Genomic DNA, 25,262 nt, shown 5'->3' on the forward strand with positions numbered 1-25,262 from the left:
CCCCGGAGCGGTCGCAGAGCGGCCCTCAGAGCGAGTCGATGAAGGCGAGCGCGGTCCGCCAGGTCTCCTCGGCGGCCCGCTCGTCGTAATCCGGCAGCTCGGGGTCGGTGTAGAGGTGCCCTGCCCCCGGGTAGCGGTAGATCTCCACATCGGCCCCGGCCTGCCGCATCTTGAGGTACCAGGCGGTCAGCCAGTCGTGCGACTCGAACGGGTCCGGGTCCGCGACATGCAGTTGTACGGGCAGGTCGTCCACGGACGCGTTCTCCGCGATCTCGGACGTACCGTGCAACAGCAGCAGCCCGCGCGCCTTGGTGTCGCCGAGCGCCAGGGTCTGCGCGATCGAGCCGCCGAGCGAGAAACCCGCGTACACCAGACCGCGTTCCGAGTACGGCGCGGCGGCCAGCACCGCGCGGCGCAGCAGCTCGTCCTTTCCGATCTTCTCCTTCAAGGCCATACCCTCCTCCACAGAGGTCGCGGTTTGGCCCTCGAAGAGGTCGGGCACGCGCACCTGATGCCCGGCGGCACGCAGCCGGTCCGCCGCGGCGTGCACGGCCGGGCGCGGACCGTAAACGGAATGGAAGAGCATGATGTCCATCCGGCCATCCTGCCAGCCCGTACCGGAACCCGATGAGGGAGCCATGGAGAACGTACTGCGCCCACTTCTCGTGCTCGGCGGCTCGGTGCTGCTGACGCTCGCGCTCGGCTGGGCCGTCGATCTGGTGCTGCGCCGCGCGGACACCCGGCACTCCGAGACCCCGCTGTGGGGTCTGCTGCGGCGCTGCCGGCTGCCGCTCCAGGTGGTCCTGCTCACGGCCCTGCTGCGCGGTTCGTTCCGGGAGACCGGGTGGCGGATCATCGAGGACCACCACGACGGGATCGGCCGGGCGCTCTCGCTGGTGCTCATCGGCGCCGGTGCCTGGCTGGTGGTACGGATCGTGTGGGCGGCGGTGGAGTCCACGTACGCCCGCTACGCGGCCACGACCCGGGACGCCGCCCGGATCCGCCGGGTCCGTACGCAGGTGACGCTGATCATGCGGATCGTGACGGCGGTCGTCGTGGTGGTCGCCGCGGCGGCGATCCTGCTCACCTTCCCGGACATGCGGGCCGTCGGCACCTCGATACTCGCCTCCGCGGGCATCATCGGCATCGTCGCCGGTGTGGCCGCCCAGTCCACGCTCGGCAATCTCTTCGCGGGCTTCCAGATCGCGTTCGGGGACATGGTGCGGATCGGCGACACGGTGGTGGTGGACGGCGAGTGGGGCGTGGTCGAGGAGGTCACGCTCACCTTCCTCGCCGTACGGACCTGGGACGAGCGGCGCATCACGATGCCGGTGTCGTACTTCACCAGCAAGCCCTTCGAGAACTGGTCGCGCGGCGGGGTCCAGATGACGGGCACCGTCTTCTTCCAGCTGGATCACTCGGCGCCGATGGGGCCGATGCGCGAGAAGCTCCACGAGATCCTGCTGGCGTGCCCGGCCTGGGACGGCAGGGCCTGGAATCTGGCGGTCACCGACACCGCCACGACCACGATGGAGGTGCGCGCCGTGGTCACGGCCAAGGACGCGGACGACATCTGGACGGTGCGCTGCGCGGTACGGGAGCAGCTGATCGGCTGGCTGGTGGAGAACCATCCGTACGCGCTGCCGAGGATCTCGACGGATCTCGCGCATGGACTCCTCCCGCGCGGCCGGAGCCCGCTGCCCACCGAGCGGACCGAACGGACCGAACGCACGGAGCGGAACGAGCGGAACGAACGCGCCGAGCACGACGAGGGAGCGCGCGAGGAGGGAGCGCGCGACGAGGGCACCGGGCGGCCCCGCACGGGCCGCGGCTGAGACCCCGCACACGCCGCACACGCTCACTCAGCGCATGCTGCGCACGTCCAGGTGGCGCAGGACGCGGTCCACGATCTCGGGGTCCGAGCCCGGCTCGTTGCGGGCCGAGAGCACCTCGTGGCGGGCCGCCGACATCATCTCGCGCTGAATGCGCTGGACGGTCTTGATGCGCTCCACCCGCTTGGTGACCCACTCGCGCCGCTCGTCGTCGATCAGATCGGGGCTGATCCGCACCCCGATGTCGCTCGCGCCGCGCTGGAGCCGCTCGCTGATCTCCTCCGGCAGGTCCTCGACCTCCTCGATCTCCCTGAGCCGGCGCTTGGCGGCCTTGGCGGCGCGGATCGCGAGCGAGTGCTCCAGCTCGCGTTCCGCGTCCGTGTCCGCCCGTACGCCCAGCTTCCGCACCAGCCAGGGCAGGGTCAGGCCCTGGATGACCAGGGTGGCCATGATGACCGCGAACGCGATGAAGATGATCTCCTCGCGGCCGGGGAACGGCTCGCCGCTCTCGGTCTTCAGCGGGATCGCCAGCGCCAGGGCGACCGAGGCCACCCCGCGCATCCCGGCCCACCACATGACCACGGTCTCGCGCCAGCTGGTCGGGATCTCCTCGTCGTAGTTCCGGAGTTTGTGCATCCGCAGGGCCAGCCAGGTCGCGGGCAGCAGCCACAGCAGCCGTACGAACACGACGACCCCGATGACCGCCGCGCCCCAGCCGAGCATCTCGTACGCGTGGCCGCCGGCGGCGCCGAAGGCGTTGTGGAGCTCCAGCCCGATCAGCCCGAAGGCGACCCCGGTCACCAGGGTGTCGACGATCTGCCAGAAGGAGTTGCCGGCCAGCCGCCCCATCACGTCGTCGGCGTCCGCCGTGTGCGTGGCCAGGAACAGCGCGGTGGTCAGGACGGCGAGCACACCCGAGCCGTGCAGCTCCTCCGCCAGCACATAGCTGACGAACGGCACCAGCAGCGAGAGTCCGATCTGCAGCGTCGCGTCACCGAGCACCGACATCAGCTTGTTGGAGATCCAGCCGAGCGCCAGCCCCACCGCCACGGCGACCACCGCGGAAAGGACGAGCGAGCCGACCGCGCTCGGCCAGGAGAACGTTCCGGTGACGGCCGCGGCGATCGCCACGTGGTAGAGCACGATCGCGGTGACATCGTTGAAGAGCCCCTCGCCCTCCAGGATCGAGACCAGCCGCCGGGGCAGTCCGAGGGAGCCCGCGACAGCGGTCGCGGCCACCGGATCGGGCGGGGCGACGAGCGCGCCGAGCGCGACCGCGGCGGCGAGCGGCAGTCCGGGCACGACGGAGTTGGCCACCGCCGCGACCGCCGCCGTCGTCACGAAGACCAGCGCGACCGCGAGCAGCAGGATGGGGCGCACATTCGCCGTGAACTGCCGCCAGGAGGTGCGCTGTACGGCGGCGTACAGCAGGGGCGGCAGCAGAAGCGGAAGGATGAAGTCCGGCGGCACCTGCACGTTCGGCACGAACGGCAGCAGCGCCAGGACGATCCCCACCAGGGTCATCAGCACCGGCGAGGGCAGCCCCAGCCGCTCCCCGAGCGGCACCATGACCACCGCGCCCAGCAACAGCACGAGCAGCAGCGCCAACTGGTCCACGGCGGCCCCTCCAGTGTGATCGAAAGCGTTACGGCAGGAGCGTCCGGCGCATCGACCGGTGCGCGATGCCCGCGTCCTGGAACTCGGGGCCGTACGCCGCGTATCCCAGCCGCTCGTAGAAGCCCAGCGCGTGCGACTGCGCGTGCAGGTCCACCACCGTGAGACCGCGTTCGCGGGCGGCGTCCTCGACGGCCCGTACGAGCGCCACGCCGATACCGAGACCGCGGGCCGACGCGACGACCGCCAGCCGTCCCAGCGAGCCGACGGACGGGTCACCGCCGGTCCTGTCGGCGGCCTCGGGCCCGTACAGCAGCCGCGCGGTGCCCAGCGGCGCCCCGTCCTCGCGGATCGCGAGCAGCTGGAGCGCCTTCTCGTCACGGCCGTCGTACTCGATGTCCTCGGAGACCCGCTGCTCGACGACGAAGACCTCCTTGCGGACCGCGAAACACGCCTCGATGTCCGCCGGTCCGGCCGCGATCCGCACCTGGAAGCCGGCGCCCCGGCCGCGCGGGGTCATCCGTTGCTCTCCGCCCTGACCTTGTCCAGCGCGGCCTGGAGGTCGTCGGGGTAGTCGCTGGAGTACTCCACCCACCGCCCGTCCGAGGGGTGCTCGAAGCCGAGCCGCACGGCGTGCAGCCACTGCCGGGTCAGCCCCAGCCGCTTGGCCAGCGTCGGATCGGCGCCGTAGGTCAGATCGCCCACGCAGGGGTGGCGGTGGGCGGACATATGCACCCGGATCTGGTGCGTACGGCCCGTCTCCAGCTTGATGTCCAGCAGCGAGGCCGACCGGAACGCCTCGATCAGGTCGTAGTGCGTCACCGACGGCTTGCCGTCGGCGGTGACCGCCCACTTGTAGTCGTGGTTCGGATGGCGTCCGATGGGGGCGTCGATGGTCCCGCTCATCGGGTCCGGATGGCCCTGCACCAGCGCGTGGTAGCGCTTGTCGACGACCCGCTCCTTGAACTGCGCCTTGAGCAGCGTGTACGCGCGCTCCGACTTGGCCACCACCATCAGGCCGGAGGTCCCGACATCCAGCCGGTGCACGATGCCCTGCCGTTCGGCCGCCCCGGAGGTGGAGATGCGGTAGCCGGCGGCGGCCAGGCCGCCGATGACGGTCGTACCGCTCCAGCCGGGGCTGGGATGCGCGGCGACGCCGACCGGCTTGACGATCACCACGATGTCGTCGTCGTCGTGCACGATCTCCATGCCCTCGACGGGCTCGGCCACGATCTGCACGGGGACGGCGGCCCCCGGCATCTCGACCTCCAGCCAGGCCCCGCCGTTCACACGCTCGGACTTCCCGACCACGGAGCCGTCGACCAGGACCTTCCCGGAGGCGGCCAGCTCGGCCGCCTTCGTACGGGAGAACCCGAACATACGGGCGATGGCGGCGTCGACGCGCTCGCCCTCCAGGCCATCGGGCACGGGCAGGGTTCTGATCTCGGGAAAGCTCACCTGTCGAGTATGCCTTGTGGCGACAGGGCGCCGGACCGCGCGCCCTCGCACCCCCGGTCCCTGCGTAATGCTCAGTCCTTGTGAACGGTCCCGTCCGGGTCCAGACCACGGAACGACAGCAGCACGATGAGGATGCCGCCGCAGACGATCGCGGAGTCGGCGAGATTGAAGACCGCGAAGTGCGCGGGCGCGATGAAGTCGACCACGGCACCCTGGAAGACGCCGGGCGAACGGAAGATCCGGTCGGTGAGATTGCCCAGCGCGCCGCCGAGCAGCAGACCCAGCGCGATCGCCCAGGGCAGGCTGTAGAGCTTGCGGGCCAGCCGCGCGATCACCACGATCACGGCCGCGGCGATACACGTGAAGATCACCGTGAACGCCTCGCCGATACCGAACGCGGCGCCCGGATTCCTGATCGCCTCGAACTTCAGCAGATCGCCGATCACTTCGATCGGCTCGTGGTGCTCCAGCTTGGCCACCACGAGCATCTTGCTGCCGAGGTCCAGCAGATAAGCCACCACGGCCACGGCGAAGAGAGCGGCGATCCTGCGCTTCCCTCTGGGCTGCTCGGCGGCAGCCGCAGCCTCGTCGTCAACCTCCGGCGTACCGATGCTGCGCTCCGCCTCTGCCACGTAAGTTCCTCAACCCTAGGTGCCTGACTGAGGACGAGCGTACGGCACACGCGTACGCGTTCAGCCGCGACGTTCCTGTTTCTGCTTGTCCTCCACACAGAGTGTGGCCCGCGGAAACGCCTGCATCCTGGCCTTTCCGATCGGCTTTCCGCAGACCTCGCAGAGCCCGTACGTACCGGTGTCGAGCCGCTGGAGGGCCCGCTCGGTCTGCTCCAGCATCTCGCGGGCGTTGGCGGCGAGCGACATCTCGTGCTCGCGCGTGATGTTCTTCGTGCCGGTGTCCGCGTCGTCGTCACCGGCCCCGTCCCCGGAGTCCCGCATCAGCCCGGCCAGCGCGGTCTCCGACGAGGTGATCTCGGCGCGCAGCCGGGCCGCCTCGCTCTCCAGCACCGCGCGGGCCGCCGCGACCTCCTCCGGCGTCCAGGGATCCTCGCCCGGCCGTACGGCCAGCTCCTCCGGGGGTGTGGCGGCGGCGCGCGCGGTGGCGACCGCCGTCACGGCCCCCGATCCACGCCGGCCGGCCGCCGGACCCCCGCCGCCCGCGGTCTTCTTCGCTCCCACCGTGCTGGCTCCCGTCTGTTCCGCGGCCTGGGCCGCCCCCTCGGCCGCGGACGCGGCCTTCTTCGCGGTCTCACCGGCGGCCGCCCGGCCGGGCGCCGCCTTCCCGGCCGCGGACTTCTTCGCGGCCGCCTTCTTCGCCGGTGCCTTCTTGGCCGCTTTCCCGGCCGTCTTCCTTGCCGTCTTCTTGGCCGCTTTCCTGGCCGCGGACTTCTTCGCCGGCGCTTTCCTGACCGGTGCTTTCTTGGCCGCTGTCTTCTTCGCCGCTGTCTTCTTCGCCGCCGACTTCGCCGTGGTCCTGGCCGCGCTCCCGGTCGCCGGTTTCGCCGCGGTCGTCTTCTTCGCGGCGGTCTTCTTCGCCACCATGGCCGCGGCCCCTTCACATAGCGTGATCTTGCTCGCGAATCGTGCTGGGACGATAAATCGACCCCAGCCCCGCGGCAACGGGGCACGCCGCCGGATCGACCCTCCCCACGTCGGCGACAAGACCAGCCTGCATCGGTTGTGCCCAGCTCGCCGCCCGGTAATCCGCCGAGCGGCCACCGCCGGTCCCGCTGCCGAGCCCACCAGGGCCGGTATAACCATTCGGGTCATACGTTCGGCCGTACGGCGCTGCCGGCGTAAACCGGTCGGCCGCGCCCCGCCCGGCCCCGTACACTGGGCCGAGCGAGAGGCGTGGATGGGGACGAGTAGCGTCGTACGCGGCCATGAGCGACCCGGGGACGGTGAGAGCCCGGGGGCAGAGCGCGAGGTGAAGCATCACCCCGGAGCCGCCGGAAGAAAGCCCCGGTCCCACCGGAGCGAGTAGAACCGGCAGCGCGAACCCCAATGAGGGGGCCGCGGGCGGCGCACGCCCGGGGCCAAGGAGGGTGGTACCGCGGGAGCACTGCTCTCGTCCCTCCGACGGAGATGCCGCAGTTCCGCCGGAGGAAGCGCCCCATGACACCAGTGACCCCGCCCCAGTACCGCCAGGTGCCCGCCCAGGTCGACCTGCCCGCGCTGGAGCACGCCGTGCTCGATTTCTGGCGCGAGAGCAAGGTCTTCGACAAGAGCCTCGAACAGTCCGAGGGCCGCCCCGAGTGGGTCTTCTACGAGGGCCCGCCCACCGCCAACGGCATGCCGGGCGCGCACCACATCGAGGCCCGGGTCTTCAAGGACGTCTTCCCGCGCTTCCGCACCATGCGCGGCTACCACGTCGCCCGCAAGGCCGGCTGGGACTGCCACGGCCTGCCCGTGGAGCTGGCCGTCGAGAAAGAGCTGGGCTTCACCGGCAAGAAGGACATCGAGGCGTACGGCATCGCCGAGTTCAACGCCAAGTGCCGCGAGTCCGTCACCCGGCACACGGACGCCTTCGCCGAGCTGACGACCCGCATGGGGTACTGGGTCGATCTGGACGACGCGTACCGCACGATGGACCCGGAGTACGTCGAGTCCGTCTGGTGGTCGCTGAAGGAGATCTTCAACAAGGGCCTGCTGGTCCAGGACTACCGCGTCGCGCCCTGGTGTCCGCGCGACCAGACGGGCCTGTCCGACCATGAGCTGGCCCAGGGCTACGAGACGGTCGTCGACCCCTCGGTCTTCGTCCGCTTCCCGCTCACCTCGGGACCGCTCGCGGGCGAGGCGGCGCTGCTGGTCTGGACGACCACCCCCTGGACCCTGGTCTCGAACACCGCCGTCGCCGCGCACCCCGATGTCACCTATGTCGTCGCGACGAACGGCGAGGAGAAGCTCGTCGTCGCCCGGCCGCTGGTGGAGAAGGCGCTGGGCGAGGGATGGGAGACCACCGGCGAGTCGTTCACCGGCCGCGAGATGGAGCGCTGGACGTACGAGCGCCCCTTCGCGCTGATCGACTTCCCGGACGGGACCGAGGCGCACTACCTCGTCAACGCCGAGTACGTCACGACCGAGGACGGTACGGGCCTGGTCCACCAGTCCCCGGCCTTCGGCGAGGACGACCTCAAGGTCTGCCGCGCGTACGGCCTCCCGGTCGTGAACCCGGTCCGCCCCGACGGCACGTTCGAGGAGAGCGTCCCGCTGGTCGGCGGGGTCTTCTTCAAGAAGGCGGACGAAGCACTCACCGAGGACCTGCGCGAGCGCGGCCTGCTGCTGCGCCATGTGCCCTACGAGCACAGCTACCCGCACTGCTGGCGCTGCCACACCGCGCTGCTCTACTACGCGCAGCCGTCCTGGTACATCCGTACGACGGCCATCAAGGACCGGCTGCTGGAGGAGAACGAGAGGACCAACTGGTTCCCGGACTCGGTCAAGCACGGCCGGTACGGGGACTGGCTGAACAACAACGTCGACTGGGCGCTGTCCCGTAACCGGTACTGGGGCACCCCGCTGCCCATCTGGCGCTGCGAGGACAACCACCTGACGTGCGTGGGCTCGCGCGCGGAACTGAGCGCGCTGACGGGCACCGACCAGTCGGCGCTGGACCCGCACCGTCCGTTCATCGACGAGGTCACGTTCGGCTGCCCCACCGAGGGCTGCTCACTGGAGGCCGTCCGGGTCCCGGAGGTCATCGACGCCTGGTACGACTCGGGTTCGATGCCGTTCGCGCAGTGGGGCTACCCGTACAAGAACAAGGACCTCTTCGAGAAGCGCTACCCGGCGCAGTTCATCTCGGAGGCGATCGACCAGACGCGCGGCTGGTTCTACACGCTGATGGCCGTCGGCACGCTGGTCTTCGACAAGTCGTCGTACGAGAACGTGGTCTGCCTCGGCCATATCCTCGCCGAGGACGGCCGCAAGATGTCCAAGCACCTGGGCAATATCCTCCAGCCGATCCCGCTGATGGACCAGCACGGCGCGGACGCGGTCCGCTGGTTCATGGCGGCCGGCGGCTCCCCGTGGGCGGCCCGACGCGTCGGCAACGGCACGATCCAGGAGGTCGTCCGCAAGACGCTGCTCACGTACTGGAACACGGTCGCCTTCCAGGCCCTGTACGCGCGCACCTCCAACTGGGCGCCGAGCGAGGCCGATCCGGCGCCGGCCGACCGCCCGCTGCTCGACCGCTGGCTGCTGAGCGAGCTGCACGCGCTGGTCGACCAGACCACCCAGGCCATGGAGGCGTACGACACCCAGCGCACCGGCAAGCTGCTCTCGGCCTTCGTCGACGATCTCTCCAACTGGTACGTACGCCGCTCGCGCCGACGCTTCTGGCAGGGCGACAAGGCGGCGCTGCGCACGCTGCACGAGGTGGTCGAGACGGTCACGCGGCTGATGGCCCCGCTGACCCCGTTCATCACCGAGCGGGTCTGGCAGGACATGATCGTTCCGGTGACGGCCGAGGCGGAGGAGTCGGTCCACCTGGCCAGCTGGCCGGAGGCCGACCTCACGGCGATCGATCCGGCGCTCTCGCGGCAGATGACGCTGGTGCGCAGGCTGGTCGAGCTGGGTCGCGCGACGCGCGCCGAGTCGGGCGTGAAGACCCGCCAGCCGCTCTCCCGCGCGCTGATCGCGGCGACGGGCTTCGAGGACCTCTCCCCCGAGCTGCGCGCCCAGATCACCGAGGAACTGAACGTCTCCGCGCTGGCGACGCTCTCCGAGGTGGGCGGCTCGCTGGTCGACACCACGGCCAAGGCGAACTTCCGCGCACTGGGCAAGCGCTTCGGCAAGGGCGTCCAGGCGGTGGCCAAGGCCGTCGCCGAAGCGGACGCGGCGGCCCTCTCCGCCGCGCTGCGCGACGGTACGGCCACGGTGACCGTGGACGGCGAACCGGTCTCGCTCGCCCCCGACGAGGTGATCATCACGGAGACCCCGCGCGAGGGCTGGTCGGTCGCCTCGGACTCCGGCGCGACGGTCGCCCTGGACCTGGAGATCACCCCGGAACTGCGTCTCGCGGGCCTGGCCCGTGACGCGATCCGCCTCATCCAGGAGGCCCGCAAGAACAGCGGCCTCGACGTGGCGGACCGCATCGCGGTCCGCTGGACGGCGTCCAGCCCGTCCACCACGGAGGCCCTGACCGCGCACGCCCCGCTGATCTCCGAGGAGGTCCTCGCCACGGACTTCGCCACGGGCGAGGCGGACGACGCATACGGCACCCCCTTCACGGACGAGGGCCTGTCGCTCACGTTCCGCCTGCGCAAGATCTAACGCCCCACCCGGAACGGCCCGGCCCGGCACCCCCGGTCCGGGCCGTTCCGGGTGCCCGCGGCGGGGCTCGGCCCCAGCCGCGGGTGCGCCCAGGGGCCAGGGAGCCGGCGCACCGAAGCCGGGCCGCACCGGCGCCGCGAAGCCGGCGCACCCGGGGGCGCGGGCCCGGCCCCGCCGTCCGCACCCCCACCGGAACGGTGAGGGGCCGGGGCCCAGGGCAGCGCCCCACGCCGCGAAGCCAGCACACCCCGGCCGCACCGGAACGGAACAGCCCAACGCATCAGCGCCGCGAAGCCGGCGCACCCGGGGCGCGGGGCCCGGCCCCGCCGCCGCCGCATCCACCCCACCGGAACGGTGAGGGGCCGGGGTCCGGGGCAGCGCCCCGGTTTCGGGAAGGGGCGGGTCAGGGGAGAGCCCCGCGCAGCGGCCCACCCACGCGCCCGCGCCAGCCACCGCACCCGCACCCGCACCCGCACCCGCCCACAAAAAGGGCTGGACCCGAGGTAAAAACCCCGGGCCCAGCCCCTCAGCCTGCCGACGGCTACGCGCTGCTCACGCGCACCCCGCCCCTCAGTTGTCGTCCTCGTCGATCAGAAAGCCCCGCATCGGCGACGGCGCCTGCTGCATCGGCTGCGGCGCCTGCGGCCGCACCGGTGCCATCGGCTGGGTCATCGCCGGCGACATCTGCTGCTGACCGCCGTACGACGGACCGGGCGAGGGCGTGTGGCCACCCATGGAGCCGCCCATGGACGGGTTGCCGCCCATGCTGTGCCCCATCGCGCCCGCACCGGCCGGAGCCATGGACGGCGACGGCGGCAGCGACGCGGTCGCCGGGGTCCGCGGCGGGGCCAGCGAGTCGTCGGCCTGGGTCTCCAGCTGGCGCAGCTGGCTCTCCAGGTAGGACTTCAGCCGCGTACGGTACTCGCGCTCGAAGCCGCGCAGGTCCTCGACCTTGCGCTCCAGCGTCGCGCGCGCGGACTCCAGGGAGCCCATCGCCACGCGGTGCTTCTCCTGCGCGTCCCGCTCCAGCGCGTCCGCCTTGGCACGTGCGTCCCGCTCCAGACCCTCGGCCCGGCTGCGCGCCTCGCCGACGATCTTGTTGGCTTCGGAGCGCGCCTCGGCGATCGCCTGGTCGGCGGTCTGCTGGGCGAGCGAGAGAACCCGCGCGGCGCTGTCGCCGCCGGGGCCCTGACCGGGCTGCGGCATCCCCGGGCCGTGGCCGCCCATGGGGCCGCCCATCGGACCACCCATGGGGCCGCCCTGCTGCATGGGACCGCCCTGGCCCATCGGACCGCCCTGCTGCATGGGACCGCCCTGCTGCATGGGGCCGCCCTGCATCGGGCCGCCCTGCTGCATGGGGCCGCCCTGGCCCATCGGGCCGGGGCCGTGCTGGCCGCGCGGGTCGTGACCCTGCGGACCGGGGCCGTGGCCGTGCGCACTCGGACCCGCGGGCAGCTGCGGAGCACCACCGGGCAGCTGGGGCGGACCCATCTGCGGGGGCTGCTGCTGCTGCGGCGGTCCGGATATGGCGGCGGGTACCGGAGCACCCGGCCGTTCCTGCTGTTCAGGAGGCTTCCGCATACCCTGCTGCTGTTGGTTCTGCGCGGCGGCACGCGTGGCGGCGGCCAGCTTGGCGCGCAGGTCCTCGTTCTCGCGGAGCAGGCGGGTCAGTTCGGCCTCGACCTCGTCGAGAAAGGCATCGACCTCGTCCTCGTCGTAGCCTTCTCGGAGGCGGACGGTCGTGAACTGCTTGTTCCGCACGTCCTCAGGGGTCAACGGCATCTCTACTTCACCTCTACGTAGTCGTCGGCAGTCGGCAAGACCGTATCGTTCACATTCCCCTCGCCAGGTTGCTCACAAGCGAGATCAGGATGTAAACGATGATCATCAGAACGAAGAAGGACAGGTCGAGTGCCACGCCCCCGAGACGCAGCGGCGGAATGAACCGCCGCAGAAGCTTGAGCGGTGGATCGGTGACAGTGTAGGTGGCCTCCAGAACGACCACCATCGCCTTGCCGGGCTGCCATGAGCGGGCGAACTGGAAGACGTAGTCCATGACCAACCGGAAAATAAGCACGATGAGGAAGCACATCAGAGCGATGTAAACCACCTGTAGTGCGACGCCCATCCCGCTGCTTCCCTCTCCCCTGGCTCACTCTGGTCCGGCCGCCCGCCGGGACTTTCCCGCCGTGCGACCGGGTCGTTCCCGGTGCTGCTTCCTAGCTCTGGTTGAAGAACCCGCCCTCTGCGATGCGGGCCTTGTCCTCCGCCGTGACATCGACGTTAGCAGGAGACAGCAGGAACACCTTCTGGGTCACTCGCTCAATGCTGCCATGGAGACCGAAGACAAGTCCCGCGGCAAAGTCGACAAGTCGCTTCGCATCGGTGTCGTCCATCTCGGTCAGATTCATGATCACGGGAGTGCCCTCACGGAAGTGTTCCCCGATAGTACGGGCCTCGTTGTAGGTCCTCGGGTGCAGTGTGGTGATGCGGTAGGGCTCCCGCTCGGACACAACCTTGGGCATGATCACCGGTGCGTTCTTCTCCAGGCTCGGACGTTCAGGTGTGATGGACGCCACGGGGGCGATTCGGGCGGGACGTCCGCTTTCTGCCGCTAGCGACACCGGCTCGCGTTCACGCTGCGCGGGTGGCTGGGGCACCCGTACCGGCTCCTCCCGCTCCTGCTGGCGCACGGGCTGGTGACGCCGGTGTTCCCGCTCGGGCTCCGGCTCGGGTTCGAAATCATCGTCGGGGTCGAAGCCCCGGCCGTCGTACCCATCGTCCTCCACGAGGCCGAGGTAGACCGCCATCTTGCGCATCGCGCCGGCCATGCTCTGAGTCCTCCGCTCTGTGGTGGATCGGCCTCGTCACCAAGTGCCCGCGATCCACGAGGTCTGTCCGCTTTTTGGCGAAATGACCATATTTTCTGCTGTGGTCCGACTTGCTTCGCGACGTTACCCGAGGCTGGGTCGGACTCCGAGTACCGCCGTACCGACGCGTACATGTGTCGCACCGGCCTTCACAGCGTCCTCAAGGTCCGCACTCATCCCTGCTGAGACCATGTTCGCAGCCGGATGGTCCGCGCGCAGGCGGGATGAGAATTCCAGCAGCCGCTCGAACGCCGCCTGTTGCCGTCCCGCGTACGGTCCGGCGAGCGGCGCCACGGTCATCAGACCGCCGAGCCGCAGTCCTGGTGCACCGGCCACCGCTGTGGCCAACTCCTCAATTCCGTCGGGTGCCGTGCCGCCCCGCGCACCGCGTTCGCCGGACTCGGCGTCGAGGGCGACCTGAATCAGACAGGTCAGCTCGCGCTCCGCGCGCACCGCCGCGGCGGAGAGTGCGGAAACGAGCTTGATCCGGTCGACAGACTGCACGACTTCGGCGTAACTGGCTACGGAACGGGCCTTGTTCGTCTGCAATTGACCAACGAAGTGCCAGGTCAGCGACAAATCCGCACACGCGGCGGCCTTGGGCGCGGCATCCTGGTCACGGTTCTCGGCGACGTGCCGCACGCCGAGTTCATGCAGCAGCCGGACATCGCTCGCGGGGTAGGTCTTGGTGACCACGATCAGGGTCACCTCGTCCCGCGCGCGCCCGGCGGCGGCGCAGGCGGCGGAGATACGTTCCTCCACCGCCGCCAGATTCGCGGCGAGTTCGGTCTTCCGGTCCTTCATGTGCTTATCAGTCCAGCCAGACATAGCCGGCGAGCCGTCCGGTGGTGCGGTCGCGGCGGTACGAATAGTGGTCGTCCGACTCCAGTGTGCAGACGACCGAGCGCTGCCGGTCCCGGACCCCGAGCGTGTCGAGCTGTGCGTGGACCCCGGCGACGACATCCACGGCCGGGGTGTCCCAACTGGTCTCGGAACGGGCCTCCGGCACGGCGGCGGCGACCTCGTCCCGCATCCGCGCCGGGACTTCGTAGCAACGGCCGCAGACGGCCGGTCCGGTACGGGCGGTGATCCGGGACGGTTCCGCGCCGAGTGTGATCATCGCCTCGACGGCGGCCGGTACGACCCCCGCGACCAGACCGGGACGGCCGGCATGGGCGGCGGCCACGATCCCGGCGGCCGGATCGGCCAGCAGCAGGGGGACGCAGTCCGCGGTGAGTACGGCGAGTGCCAGTCCGCGCCGCCGCGTGACGATCGCGTCGACGGCCGGGATGTCCGAGCTCGTCCACGGTCCGTCGACGACGGCCACCTCGCGGCCGTGCACCTGGTTCATCCAGACGACCCGCGCGGGGTCGATCGCCAGGGACTTCGCGGCGAGTTCGCGGTTGGTGCGGACGGCGCCGGGGTCGTCGCCGACCGCGCCGCCGAGATTGAGCTGATCGTACGGAGCGGCGCTCACCCCGCCCCACCGGTCGGTGAAGGCGAAGTGCGCGCCGCTCCGTGTTTCGTGCTGTCGTATCACTTCAAGAAGTCCGGGACGTCCAGTTCCTCGGCCTGGCTGTCCTGGTAGGGACGGGCCGGGGGAACCTGCGGCGGGTTCACCGGGGAGAGCGGCTTCTCGTTGACCGTCGGAACGGGCTCGGGCCTGGCCGGAACGTCCTCGCGCGGGGGTACGGTGCCGAGCCCGGAGGAGCGGCCGGTGTCCGAGGACCGGGAGGGCGCCGGCTGCTCGTCGCGCTTCGCGGAGCCCGCGCCGAGAACCGTCTCGCGCCGGGTCGGCGGCTGTCCGCCGTCGAAGCCGGCCGCGATCACGGTGACCCGTACCTCGTCGCCCAGGGCGTCGTCGATGACGGCGCCGAAGATGATGTTGGCCTCGGGGTGGGCGGCCTCGCTGACCAGTTGCGCCGCCTCGTTGATCTCGAAGAGACCGAGGTCGGAACCGCCGGAGATGGAGAGCAGGACACCGCGGGCGCCGTCGATGGACGCTTCGAGGAGCGGCGAGGAGATCGCCATCTCGGCGGCGGCCACCGCGCGGTCGTCGCCGCGGGCCGAGCCGATGCCCATGAGCGCGGAGCCCGCCTCGGACATCACGGACTTGACGTCGGCGAAGTCGAGGTTGATCAGGCCCGGGGTGGTGATCAGGTCCGTGATGCCCTGGACACCCGACAGCAGCACCTGGTCCGCGGACTTGAACGCGTCGAGGACGCTGACCTGGCGGTCCGAGATGGACAGCAGCCGGTCGTTGGGGATGACGATGAGGGTGTCGACCTCTTCGCGGAGTTCGGCGATGCCGTCCTCCGCCTGGTTCGCGCGACGGCGGCCCTCGAAGGTGAACGGGCGGGTGACCACACCGATCGTGAGGGCGCCCAGCGAGCGGGCGATATTGGCGACGACGGGCGCGCCGCCGGTGCCGGTGCCGCCGCCCTCGCCGGCGGTGACGAAGACCATGTCGGCCCCCTTGAGGACCTCTTCGATCTCCTCGCGGTGGTCCTCCGCCGCCTTGCGGCCGACTGCCGGGTTGGCTCCGGCGCCAAGGCCGCGGGTGAGTTCGCGGCCGACGTCGAGCTTGACGTCGGCGTCGCTCATCAACAGGGCTTGCGCGTCGGTGTTGATCGCGATGAACTCGACGCCCTTGAGGCCGACCTCGATCATTCGGTTGATGGCATTGACACCACCGCCGCCGACACCGATGACCTTGATGACTGCGAGGTAGTTCTGCGGTGCTGCCACGTCGAAGGCCTCTCGCCTCGAGTTACGTGTCGTCGCTTCGCTGATGTGGCGCCGCGACGACTGATGCCGATGGGACGGTCCGAAACGCCGACCCAAACCCTCACGTTGAAGTTCAGGGTTACCAGTGTGTCCGCTTCTTGGACTCTTCCGGACAGGACACTAAGTCGACAAGTGGCGCACGTTCAACGAACACGCCGAACCTCCCGTTTTTCTTTTCACCCTATGTGATCACCCATAGCGCTGACCAACCAGGGTGCTGGCCAGCACATATGCGCGTCAACTCCCTGACGCCGCAGGCGCGGTGGGTGCGCTCACATCGAAGTGCCCCGCCCTGGGGACGGCTTTCATGAGAGCGGTGAGCGCACGCGCCTTGGCCGTGCCGTCCTCTCCGCTTCCCCACATCACCGTACGGCCGCCGGTCAGCTCCAGGGAGATCGAGTCGTACGAACGGACCCGTACGACCCTGATGTCCCTGGCCACTTTCTCCGGCACTTCGGCCCGGACCCGTACCGCTTCACGCATCAGCCGCTCCGTTCCGAAGCGTTGCGTCCCGGCTGACCTGGCCACCGTCAATTCGAGGAGGGGGACACTCTTGGGTGCCTTCTCGACCGTGGCGAAACGTACACCCCCGGCGTCCACTTCGATGAACTTTGCTCCCTTTTCGAGAAGCAGCGCGGGCTTTCGCTCGATCACTTTCAGCCCGATGCCGTTCGGCCATGAACGGACCACCTCGACCGAATCGATACGCGGCAGCTTCCGGCGCAGCCGGGCCTCAATCCGGTCCGTGTCGACGGAAATCAGCGGAGCCCCGACCGGCACGGCGGCGGCGGTCTCGACCTCGGCGCGGGTGAGCACGTCGGTGCCCGAGGCGTTCACCTTCTCCACCCGCAGCCACGAGGAGCCGTACAGCGCCCAGATCCCGCCGCCGACCAGCAGGGCGGCGGCGATGAGCGCGATCAGCACACGGGGAGAGAGACGGAGGCGGCGGAGGCCGAACCGGCGGGCCGGCGGCCCCTCGTCGGGGCGGCCGGACTCCGACCGCGGTCGGGCGCCACGCTCTGCGGTCGTCGGTCCGGCCACGCTCCCCTGCCTCCCTGCGCCGCTACGCCTGGCGGCGTGCGGCGATCGCCTCGTACACCATTCCTACGAGCAGATCATCGGCGTCCCGACGGCCGAACTCGGAGGCCGCGCGGGACATCTCGTACAGCCGGTGCGGATCGGCGAGCACCGGGAGCACATGGCCCTGGACCCACTCGGGGGTCAGTTCGGCGTCGTCAACCAGCAGTCCACCGCCGGCCTTCACCACCGGCTGGGCGTTGAGCCGCTGTTCACCGTTGCCGATGGGCAGCGGTACATAGGCGGCCGGCAGTCCGACGGCGGAGAGTTCGGCGACGGTCATCGCGCCCGCGCGGCAGAGCATCATGTCGGCCGCGGCGTACGCGAGGTCCATCCGGTCCACATACGGTACCGGGATATAAGGCGGCATTCCGGGCATGTTGTCCACGCGCGGCATTTCATTCTTCGGACCGACCGCGTGCAGGATCTGAATTCCCGAGCGCTGGAGCACCGGAGCGGTCTGCTGGATCACCTCGTTGAGCCGGCGCGCGCCCTGCGAGCCGCCGGAGACGAGCAGCGTCGGCAGATTGGGGTCGAGGCCGAACGCCGCGCGCGCCTCGGGGCGTACGCGAGCGCGGTCGAGGGTGGCGATGGTGCGGCGCAGCGGGATGCCGATGTAGCGGGCGCCGCGCAGCTTGCTGTCCGGGGTGGAGACGGCCACACCGGCCGCGTACCGAGAGCCGATCTTGTTGGCCAGTCCCGGCCTCGCGTTGGCCTCATGGACGATGATCGGCACCCCGAGCCGTTTGGCGGCCAGATAGCCGGGCAGCGCGACATAGCCGCCGAAGCCCACCACGCAGTCCGCCTTGGTGCGCTCCAGGATCTGCTCGGCGGCCTTGATCGTGCCGCGCAGCCGCCCGGGGACGGTGATCAGTTCGGGCGTGGGTTTGCGCGGCAGCGGCACGGCGGGGATCAGCCCCAGCTCGTACCCCCGCTCCGGTACGAGCCTGGTCTCCAGTCCGCGCTCCGTGCCGAGGGCCGTGATCCCCACGGTGGGGTCCTGCCTGCGCAGGGCGTCCGCGAGGGCGAGCGCGGGCTCGATGTGGCCGGCGGTCCCCCCACCGGCGAGTACGACATGCACCGAAATTCACCGCTCTCCGGACGGACGCTTCTTGACGCGCCGTCTCATCGTCTTCCATCTCACCCCGGGCCGTCGCATGGCCAGGGCCGCTTTCGCGGCGGGATCCTCTCGCGCGAACGCGATCAGCAGCCCGATAGCGAACATGGTCGGCAGCAGGGCCGACCCTCCGTAGGAGAACAGCGGGAGCGGGACTCCGGCGATCGGCAGCAGGCCGAGCACCGCACCAATGTTGATCACGGCCTGCACCGTGATCCAGGTGGTCACACCTCCCGCGGCGTACCTCACGAAGGGATCCTCCGTGCGTCCGGCCACGCGGATACCCGCATAGCCTAGAGCCGCGAACAGCGCGAGTACCGACAGCGTCCCCGCCAGACCCAGTTCCTCCCCAGTGATGGCGAAAATGAAGTCGGTGTGCGGTTCAGGCAGTTGACCCCACTTTTCCACACTCGCGCCGAGGCCGGAACCGAACCATCCGCCGGAGGCCAGCGCATAGATCCCGTGGACCGCCTGCCAGCACTCCCCGTCCGGGCCCAGATCGATCGCGCCGACGCAGGAGAACCGGGACAGCCTGTTCTCGCTGGTCTTGATCAGCGCGAAGCCGATCAGCCCGGCGACGGCCAGCACCCCGGCGAAGAGCCGGGTGGGCGCCCCGGCCAGCCAGAGCAGTCCGAAGAGGATCGCCGCGAGAATGATCGCGGTCCCCATGTCGCCGCCGAGCATGATCAGTCCGAGCAGCAGCAGCGCGACCGGGACGAACGGCACCAGCAGATGTTTCCACTGGGTCAGCAGCCGCTTGTCCTGTTTACGGGCGAGCAGATCGGCGCCCCAGAGGATCAGCGCCAGTTTGCCGAACTCGCTGGGCTGGAGCTGGAACGGGCCGCCCAGATAGATCCAGTTCTGGTTGCCGTTGACGGAACGCCCTATCCCCGGGATCTGGACGAGCGCCATCAGGAAGACCGTACCGACCAGCAGCGGATACGAGAGCGCGCGGTTGAGCTTGACCGGCATCCGGGAGGCGAGCAGCAACAGGCCGGTGCCGAGGACCACGGCGAGGAACTGCTTGCGGAAGAAGTACGTGGAGGGCAGCGACAGCTGGAGCGCGTAGATCATCGACGCGGAGTAGACCATCACCAGACCGAGCACGGTGATCAGCAGTCCGCTGCCGAGGATCAGGTAGTACGCGGTGAGCGGCCGGTCCCAGGCGCGCCGCATCCGCTCGTAGAAGCGCCGGGGGCCGCCGCGGGGGCGGCGGGGGGCGCCGCTCCTGCCGCCCCGGCGCCCGGCGGCGGGCGGCCGGCGTACGGCGGCTCCGGCGGCCCGGCCGTGCAGCAGGAGCCCTGCCAGGCGCCCCACGCGGGCGCCCGCACCGGCGTGTGCGCTCTCCTCGGGGGTCTTCGCACCACCCGGCGCCCCCACGAGCGCGGGAGCGCCCGGAAGCGCGCCCAGGTAGCCCCAGCCGCGCCGGACAGGCCCCGGCGCGGGCCACGGATCTCGGTCCGTGGTGTCGTCGGCCGGCATCGTCGCTGTCCCCTCCAGTCGTGCCTGGCGCGGCTGGCGCGGGTGGTCAGTGGGCTGCGGCCTGCTGCTGCGACACCGGGTCAGGCGTGCTCGGCGGCGAGGGCGTGTACCGCGTCCGCGAACGCCTCGCCCCGCTTGTTGTAGTTGACGAACATGTCCATCGAGGCACAGGCCGGGGCCATCAGCACCGTGTCCCCCGGCTGCGCGAGCCGTGCCGCTTCGCGGACCGCGGCCGACATCGCCCCAGTGTCGGTCCGGTCGAGGTCCACGACCGGGACTTCGGGGGCGTGTCGCGCGAGGGCTTCCCGGATGAGCGCGCGGTCCTTGCCGATCAGGACCGCACCGCGCAGCCGCTTCGCGGACGCCCCGACGAGTTCGTCGAAGGTCGCGCCCTTGGCGAGACCGCCCGCGATCCAGACGATCGGGTCGTACGCCGCGAGCGACGCCTCCGCGGCATGGGTGTTGGTGGCCTTGGAGTCGTCGATGTACGTGACGCCGGCGATCTCCGCGACGCGCTCGATCCGGTGCGGGTCGGGGCGGAAGGCGCGCAGCCCGTCACGTACGGCGGCCGGTTCGACACCGTACGCGCGTGCCAGCGCCGCGGCGGCGAGCGCGTTGGCGATGTTGTGCGGCACGGGCGGGTTGACGTCGGAGACGTGGGCGAGCTCCTGGGCCCGCTCGCGGCGGTTCTCGACGAAGGCGCGGTCGACCAGGATGCCGTCCACGACGCCGAGTTGGGACGGTCCGGGGGTGCCGAGGGTGAAGCCGATCGCGCGGCAGCCCTCCTCGACGTCGGCCGCGCGCACCAGGTCCTCGGTGGCCGGGTCGGCCACGTTGTAGACGCAGGCGACGCTGTTGCCCTCGTAGATCCGGCCCTTGTCGGCCGCGTACGCCGCCATGGAGCCGTGCCAGTCCAGATGGTCGGGCGCGAGGTTGAGCACGGCGCCGGAGTGGGCGCGCAGGCTCGGCGCCCTGTGCAGCTGGTAGCTGGACAGCTCGACGGCGAGTACGTCGTACGTCTCCTCGCCGGTGACCGCGTCCAGCAGCGAGACGCCGATATTGCCGACGGCGGCCGTACGCAGGCCCGCGGCGGCCAGGATCGAGGCGAGCATCCTGACGGTCGTCGTCTTGCCGTTGGTGCCGGTGACGGCGAGCCAGGGGGGCGCGCCGGGTTCGCGCAGCCGCCAGGCCAGCTCGACGTCGCCCCAGATCTCCACCCCGGCCGCCTCGGCGGCCAGGAAGAGCGGCTTGTCCGGCTTCCAGCCGGGGGCCGTGACGATGAGTTCGGTGCCGTCGGGGAGCGTCGCCCCGTCGCCGAGGCGGACGGTGACGCCCAGCTTCTCCAGCTCGGCGGCCTGGGCGCGGGCCCGCTCGTCGTCGCCGTCGTTGACGACGGTGACCTCCGCGCCCAGTCCGCGCAGCACCCGGGCCGCCGGGATCCCGGAGACCCCGAGACCCGCGACGGTGACCCGCTTGCCCTGCCAGTTCACTTCTCGGCCGCCCAGCCCGCGTAGAAGAGCCCCAGACCCACGATGACGCACATGCCCTGGATGATCCAGAAGCGGACCACCACAAGGACTTCGGACCACCCCTTGAGTTCGAAGTGGTGCTGGAGTGGCGCCATCCGGAAGACGCGCTTGCCGGTCATCTTGAACGAACCGACCTGGATGACCACGGACATGGTGATCATCACGAAGAGGCCGCCGAGGATGGCCAGCAGGAACTCCGTACGGGAGCAGATCGCCAGACCGGCGAGAGCGCCGCCGAGTGCGAGCGAGCCGGTGTCCCCCATGAAGATCTTGGCCGGTGAGGTGTTCCACCACAGGAAGCCGAAGCAGGAGCCCATCAGCGCCGAGGCGACGACCGCGAGGTCCAGCGGATCTCGTACCTCGAAACAGGCGTTGGGGTTGGTCAGGGTCGTCGCGTTGGCGCAGGACTCCTGGAACTGCCACAGACCGATGAAGGTGTACGCGCCGAAGACCATCACCGAGGCTCCGGTGGCGAGACCGTCGAGACCGTCCGTCAGGTTCACACCGTTGGACATCGCGAGAATCATGAACAGCGCCCAGACCACGAACAGCACGGGGCCGATCGACCAGCCGAAGTCCGTGACGAACGACAGCCTGGTGGAGGCGGGGGTGTTGCCGCGGTAGTCGGCGAACTGGAGCGACAGCACCGCGAAGGCGATACCGACGATCAGCTGCCCGGCCATCTTCGCCTTGGCCCGCAGGCCGAGCGACCGCTGCTTCACGATCTTGATGTAGTCGTCGAGGAACCCGACGAGCCCCATCCCCGCCATCAGGAACAGCACCAGCACACCCGAGAAGGTCGGGTCCTCACCGGTGATCACCTTCGCCAGGGCGTACGCGATGAGCGTGGCCAGGATGAAGGCGATGCCGCCCATGGTGGGCGTGCCCTTCTTGCTGCCGTGCGTGCGCGGGCCGTCGTCCCGGATGAACTGCCCGTATCCCTTGCGGGCCAGGAGCTTGATCAGCAGCGGGGTGCCGATCAGGGTCAGGAAGAGCCCGATGGCTCCCGCGAAGAGGATCTGCCTCATCGGCCGGCGACCTCGCCCTCGGTGGCGTTCTCGACCAGTGCCTCGGCGACTCGCTCAAGACCGGCTGACCTCGAAGCCTTCACCAGCACGACGTCTCCCGGACGCAGTTCACTGCGCAACAGGTCGATCGCCGCCTGCGCGTCGGACACGTGCACCGACTCCTCACCCCACGAACCCTCGTTGTAAGCGCCCAGTCGCAGCCAGGACGCTTCCCTGCCCCCGACTGCCACGAGCTTGCTGACGTTGAGCCGGACGGCGAGCCGTCCGACCGCGTCGTGCTCGGCGAGCGATTCGTCACCCAGCTCGGCCATCGGGCCGAGCACCGCCCACGTACGGCCCCCCGTGGCCCGTGAGGCACCACCCATGGCGACCAGCGCGCGGAGCGCCGCTCTCATGGATTCTGGGTTCGCGTTGTAGGCGTCGTTGACGATCGTCACGCCGTCCGAGCGCTCGGTGACCTCCATACGCCAGCGGGAGAGGGTTCCCGCCTCGGAGAGCGCCACGGCGATCTCGTCGACGGACATGCCCAACTCATGGGCGACGGCGGCCGCGGCGAGCGCGTTCGACACGTGGTGCTCACCGTACAGCCGCAGCGTCACGTCGCTGCACCCGGAGGGTGTTCGAAGCCGGAAAGCGGGCTGTCCGGTCTCGGTGAGGCGGACGTTCTCTGCCCGTACGTCTGCTTCGTCTGACTCTCCGAACAGGACGGTACGGGCCTTGGTGCGGGTGACCATCGCGCGCACCAGCGGGTCGTCGGCGTTGAGCACCGCCACCCCGCCCTCGGCCGCGGACGGCAGGGACTCGACCATCTCCCCCTTGGCCTGGGCGATCTGCTCCCGGCCGCCGAACTCGCCGATGTGGGCGGTGCCGACGTTGAGTACGAGGCCGATCCGGGGCGGGACGAGTCCGGTGAGGTAGCGGATGTCGCCGATATAGCGCGCGCCCATTTCGAGGACGAGATAGCGGGTGTCCTCGACGGCCCGCAGGGCGGTCACCGGCAGGCCGATCTCGTTGTTGAGATTGCCCTCCGGCCAGATCGTGGGCCCGCTGCGCTGGAGCAGCTGGGCGATGAGGTCCTTGGTGCTGGTCTTGCCGGCCGAGCCGGTCAGCGCGACAGCGGTGGCGCCGAGGCGCTCCACGACGGTACGGGCGAGGGCGCCGAGGGCGCGTACGACATCGTCCACGACGATCGCGGGCACCCCGACGGGGCGGGTGGCCAGTACGGCCACCGCGCCCGCCTCGACGGCACGCCGCGCGTAGTCGTGGCCGTCCACGCGCTCTCCGGCGAAGGCGGCGAACAGGCTGCCGGTCTCCACCGCGCGGGAGTCGTAGACGACGGATCCGGTGACACGGACGGCCGGATCCGGTATGTCGTGCGGCTGCCCGCCGACGATGGCGGCGATCTCGGCGAGAGAGAGGGCGATCACTGGGTCATCCCTGACTGTTGTTCTCGTGACGGTGCTCGTGGCCGGGCTCATGGCCCGGCTTCTGGCGGAGGGAGCGCTCGATGGCCTCGCGCAGGACCTGGCGGTCGTCGAAGGCGCGTACCACCCCGGCGATGTCCTGGCCCTGCTCATGGCCCTTGCCGGCGACCAGTACGGTGTCGTCGTCCTGGGCCAGGGCCACCGCGGCGGCGATGGCGGAGGCCCGGTCGGCGTCGACCAGGACCTCCCCGCGCTCATGGACCGGCACCTCCGCGGCGCCCGCGAGCATCGTGGCGAGGATCGCGAGGGGGTCCTCGCCGCGCGGGTTGTCGGAGGTCAGTACGGCGGTGTCGGCGAGCCGGGCCGCCGCCGCGCCCATCGGGCCGCGCTTGGTCTTGTCGCGGTCGCCGCCGCAGCCGAGGACGATGTGCACCTTGCCCTTGGTGACCTTGCGCAGGGAGCGCAGGACCGATTCGACGGCGTCCGTCTTGTGCGCGTAGTCGACGACCGCGAGATACGGCTGGCCGGCCTCCACCCGCTCCAGCCGGCCCGGCACCCCGGGGACGGCGGCGATGCCGTCGGCGGCGGTGTGCGGGTCGATCCCGGCGACGGCGAGGGTGACGATGGCCGCCAGGGTGTTGGCGACGTTGAACGGTCCCGGCAGCGGCGCCTCGGCCCGGACCCGCTCCCCCTGGGGGCCGATCGCGGTGAAGGTGGAGCCGCCCGAGCCGACCTCGACGTCCTCGGCGCGCCAGTCGGCGTCCGGGTGGCCCTCCGCGGAGAAGGTGGTGACCGGTACGGTCGCCTCCGCGACGAGCCGGCGGCCGTACTCGTCGTCGAAGTTCACCACGCCGGTCTTGCTGCGCTCCGGGGTGAAGAGCCGCGCCTTCGCCTGGAAGTAGTCCTCCATGCCGGAGTGGAACTCCATGTGCTCCGGGCTGAGGTTGCTGAAGACGGCGACATCGAACACACAGCCGTCGACGCGGCCGAGCACCAGCGCGTGGCTGGAGACCTCCATCGCGACCGATTCGACGCCCCGCTCGCGCATGACGGCGAAGAGCGCCTGGAGGTCGGTGGCCTCGGGGGTGGTGCGCTCCGACTTGATGCGCTCGTCGTCGATGCGCATCTCCACGGTGCCGATGAGGCCGGTGCGGTGGCCGGCGCCGCGCAGTCCGCCCTCGATGAGATACGCCGTGGTGGTCTTGCCGGAGGTGCCGGTGATCCCGATCTGGAGCAGATCCCTGCCGGGGTGCCCGTAGATCTCGGCGGCCAGCTGCCCCATGCGGCCCCGCGGGTCCGGGACGACCAGGACCGGCAGGCCGGTGGCCTCGGCCCGCTCGGCGCCCGCCGGGTCCGTCAGGATCGCGGCGGCCCCGAGGTCGGCGGCCTGGGCGGCGAAGTCGGCGCCGTGGAAGCGCGCGCCGGGGAGGGCGGCGTACACGTCCCCGGGGCGTACGGCCCGCGAGTCGTGGGTGATGCCGGTCGCTTCCCCGGGGCCCCTCACCTCCTCCCGGTCCGGTGCCGCGGCGCCCAGCCGGGCCGCCAGCTCCGCGAGGGAGGTCGGGCGTACCCGGTCCGGACGGGGCGCTCCCGGATGGTTCACAGGGGCGTCCTTCGGGGTGGTTCGGTACTGATCAGCTTGTGGCACGGCGGTGAGCGTACCGGGCTCCGCGGGCCCTGAGCCACGTGAGGGGGAGTGGTGCGCGGGGGGTTCCGGGTGGTTCCCGGAATCGGGGGTGATGGTTGTCACTGGGGC

21 protein-coding genes are annotated in these 25,262 nt (G+C 70.6%); 2 read left to right on the plus strand and 19 right to left on the minus strand.

Features of this window, described 5'->3' with window-relative positions:
- Positions 1 to 25: 25 nt before the first annotated feature.
- On the minus strand, positions 26 to 595 hold the full coding sequence (locus ACFRKB_RS03000) for a dienelactone hydrolase family protein (protein WP_383102783.1): 570 nt from the start codon (positions 593 to 595) through the stop codon (positions 26 to 28).
- A 43-nt stretch (positions 596 to 638) separates the two neighbouring features.
- On the opposite strand from ACFRKB_RS03000, the gene ACFRKB_RS03005 reads away from it, so the two are divergent.
- Positions 639 to 1,835, plus strand: coding sequence for a mechanosensitive ion channel family protein (locus ACFRKB_RS03005; protein WP_383102785.1), 1,197 nt, complete (start codon positions 639 to 641; stop codon positions 1,833 to 1,835).
- A gap of 27 nt (positions 1,836 to 1,862) precedes the next feature.
- On the opposite strand, the gene ACFRKB_RS03010 is transcribed toward ACFRKB_RS03005, so the two are convergent.
- The 5 genes from ACFRKB_RS03010 to ACFRKB_RS03030 form a co-directional block, all read right to left on the minus strand.
- Positions 1,863 to 3,449 (minus strand): Na+/H+ antiporter, encoded by a 1,587-nt coding sequence (locus tag ACFRKB_RS03010; RefSeq protein WP_383102787.1) that lies wholly within the window; start codon positions 3,447 to 3,449, stop codon positions 1,863 to 1,865.
- Positions 3,450 to 3,477: 28 nt separating this feature from the next.
- On the minus strand, positions 3,478 to 3,966 hold the full coding sequence (locus ACFRKB_RS03015) for a GNAT family N-acetyltransferase (protein WP_383102789.1): 489 nt from the start codon (positions 3,964 to 3,966) through the stop codon (positions 3,478 to 3,480).
- Positions 3,963 to 4,904 (minus strand): RluA family pseudouridine synthase, encoded by a 942-nt coding sequence (locus ACFRKB_RS03020; RefSeq protein WP_376584845.1) that lies wholly within the window; start codon positions 4,902 to 4,904, stop codon positions 3,963 to 3,965. The genes ACFRKB_RS03015 and ACFRKB_RS03020 overlap by 4 nt, the downstream gene beginning before the upstream one ends.
- A 71-nt stretch (positions 4,905 to 4,975) precedes the next feature.
- On the minus strand, positions 4,976 to 5,536 hold the full coding sequence (lspA, locus tag ACFRKB_RS03025) for a signal peptidase II (protein WP_365977155.1): 561 nt from the start codon (positions 5,534 to 5,536) through the stop codon (positions 4,976 to 4,978).
- A gap of 60 nt (positions 5,537 to 5,596) precedes the next feature.
- Positions 5,597 to 6,460: a TraR/DksA family transcriptional regulator gene (locus ACFRKB_RS03030; protein ID WP_383102792.1), complete on the minus strand. Its 864-nt coding sequence runs from the start codon at positions 6,458 to 6,460 to the stop codon at positions 5,597 to 5,599.
- A 582-nt stretch (positions 6,461 to 7,042) separates the two neighbouring features.
- On the opposite strand from ACFRKB_RS03030, the gene ileS reads away from it, so the two are divergent.
- Entirely contained in the window at positions 7,043 to 10,192 is a 3,150-nt protein-coding gene (gene ileS, locus ACFRKB_RS03035; RefSeq protein ID WP_383103268.1) for an isoleucine--tRNA ligase, read from the plus strand.
- 570 nt (positions 10,193 to 10,762) lie between these two features.
- Here the strand turns inward: ileS and ACFRKB_RS03040 are convergent.
- The 13 genes from ACFRKB_RS03040 to ACFRKB_RS03100 all read right to left on the minus strand — a co-directional run bounded on the left by ACFRKB_RS03040 (position 10,763) and on the right by ACFRKB_RS03100 (position 25,256).
- Positions 10,763 to 11,974: a DivIVA domain-containing protein gene (locus ACFRKB_RS03040; protein ID WP_383102793.1), complete on the minus strand. Its 1,212-nt coding sequence runs from the start codon at positions 11,972 to 11,974 to the stop codon at positions 10,763 to 10,765.
- A 49-nt stretch (positions 11,975 to 12,023) separates the two neighbouring features.
- Complete coding sequence (locus ACFRKB_RS03045) at positions 12,024 to 12,320, minus strand: YggT family protein (RefSeq protein WP_030353517.1); 297 nt, start codon at positions 12,318 to 12,320, stop codon at positions 12,024 to 12,026.
- A gap of 91 nt (positions 12,321 to 12,411) precedes the next feature.
- Complete coding sequence (locus tag ACFRKB_RS03050; RefSeq protein WP_383102795.1) at positions 12,412 to 13,023, minus strand: cell division protein SepF; 612 nt, start codon at positions 13,021 to 13,023, stop codon at positions 12,412 to 12,414.
- A 123-nt stretch (positions 13,024 to 13,146) separates the two neighbouring features.
- A complete protein-coding gene (locus ACFRKB_RS03055) occupies positions 13,147 to 13,866 on the minus strand; it encodes a YggS family pyridoxal phosphate-dependent enzyme (RefSeq protein WP_383102797.1) in 720 nt (239 codons plus the stop codon).
- A gap of 7 nt (positions 13,867 to 13,873) precedes the next feature.
- Complete coding sequence (gene pgeF / locus ACFRKB_RS03060) at positions 13,874 to 14,602, minus strand: peptidoglycan editing factor PgeF (protein ID WP_383102799.1); 729 nt, start codon at positions 14,600 to 14,602, stop codon at positions 13,874 to 13,876.
- Positions 14,599 to 15,810, minus strand: coding sequence for a cell division protein FtsZ (gene ftsZ / locus ACFRKB_RS03065; protein ID WP_383102801.1), 1,212 nt, complete (start codon positions 15,808 to 15,810; stop codon positions 14,599 to 14,601). Before ftsZ ends, pgeF begins: the two co-directional genes overlap by 4 nt.
- Before the next feature lie 276 nt (positions 15,811 to 16,086).
- On the minus strand, positions 16,087 to 16,890 hold the full coding sequence (locus tag ACFRKB_RS03070) for a cell division protein FtsQ/DivIB (protein WP_383102803.1): 804 nt from the start codon (positions 16,888 to 16,890) through the stop codon (positions 16,087 to 16,089).
- Between the two features lie 22 nt (positions 16,891 to 16,912).
- Positions 16,913 to 18,007 carry an undecaprenyldiphospho-muramoylpentapeptide beta-N-acetylglucosaminyltransferase gene (gene murG / locus ACFRKB_RS03075; RefSeq protein ID WP_383102804.1) on the minus strand — a complete coding sequence of 365 codons (1,095 nt, stop codon included), beginning with the start codon at positions 18,005 to 18,007 and terminating at the stop codon, positions 16,913 to 16,915.
- A 6-nt stretch (positions 18,008 to 18,013) separates the two neighbouring features.
- Positions 18,014 to 19,525 carry a putative lipid II flippase FtsW gene (gene ftsW / locus ACFRKB_RS03080; protein WP_383102806.1) on the minus strand — a complete coding sequence of 504 codons (1,512 nt, stop codon included), beginning with the start codon at positions 19,523 to 19,525 and terminating at the stop codon, positions 18,014 to 18,016.
- Between the two features lie 80 nt (positions 19,526 to 19,605).
- Positions 19,606 to 21,015: a UDP-N-acetylmuramoyl-L-alanine--D-glutamate ligase gene (murD, locus tag ACFRKB_RS03085; protein ID WP_383102808.1), complete on the minus strand. Its 1,410-nt coding sequence runs from the start codon at positions 21,013 to 21,015 to the stop codon at positions 19,606 to 19,608.
- Entirely contained in the window at positions 21,012 to 22,082 is a 1,071-nt protein-coding gene (gene mraY, locus ACFRKB_RS03090; RefSeq protein WP_383102810.1) for a phospho-N-acetylmuramoyl-pentapeptide-transferase, read from the minus strand. The genes murD and mraY overlap by 4 nt, the downstream gene beginning before the upstream one ends.
- Positions 22,079 to 23,509, minus strand: coding sequence for a UDP-N-acetylmuramoyl-tripeptide--D-alanyl-D-alanine ligase (locus ACFRKB_RS03095; protein WP_383102812.1), 1,431 nt, complete (start codon positions 23,507 to 23,509; stop codon positions 22,079 to 22,081). Before ACFRKB_RS03095 ends, mraY begins: the two co-directional genes overlap by 4 nt.
- 4 nt (positions 23,510 to 23,513) lie before the next feature.
- Complete coding sequence (locus ACFRKB_RS03100) at positions 23,514 to 25,256, minus strand: UDP-N-acetylmuramoyl-L-alanyl-D-glutamate--2,6-diaminopimelate ligase (protein ID WP_383102814.1); 1,743 nt, start codon at positions 25,254 to 25,256, stop codon at positions 23,514 to 23,516.
- Between the last annotated feature and the right edge of the window lie 6 nt (positions 25,257 to 25,262).

The sequence above is a fragment of the Streptomyces scopuliridis genome (assembly GCF_042790125.1).
Classification (GTDB): Bacteria; Actinomycetota; Actinomycetes; order Streptomycetales; family Streptomycetaceae; genus Streptomyces; species Streptomyces scopuliridis_A.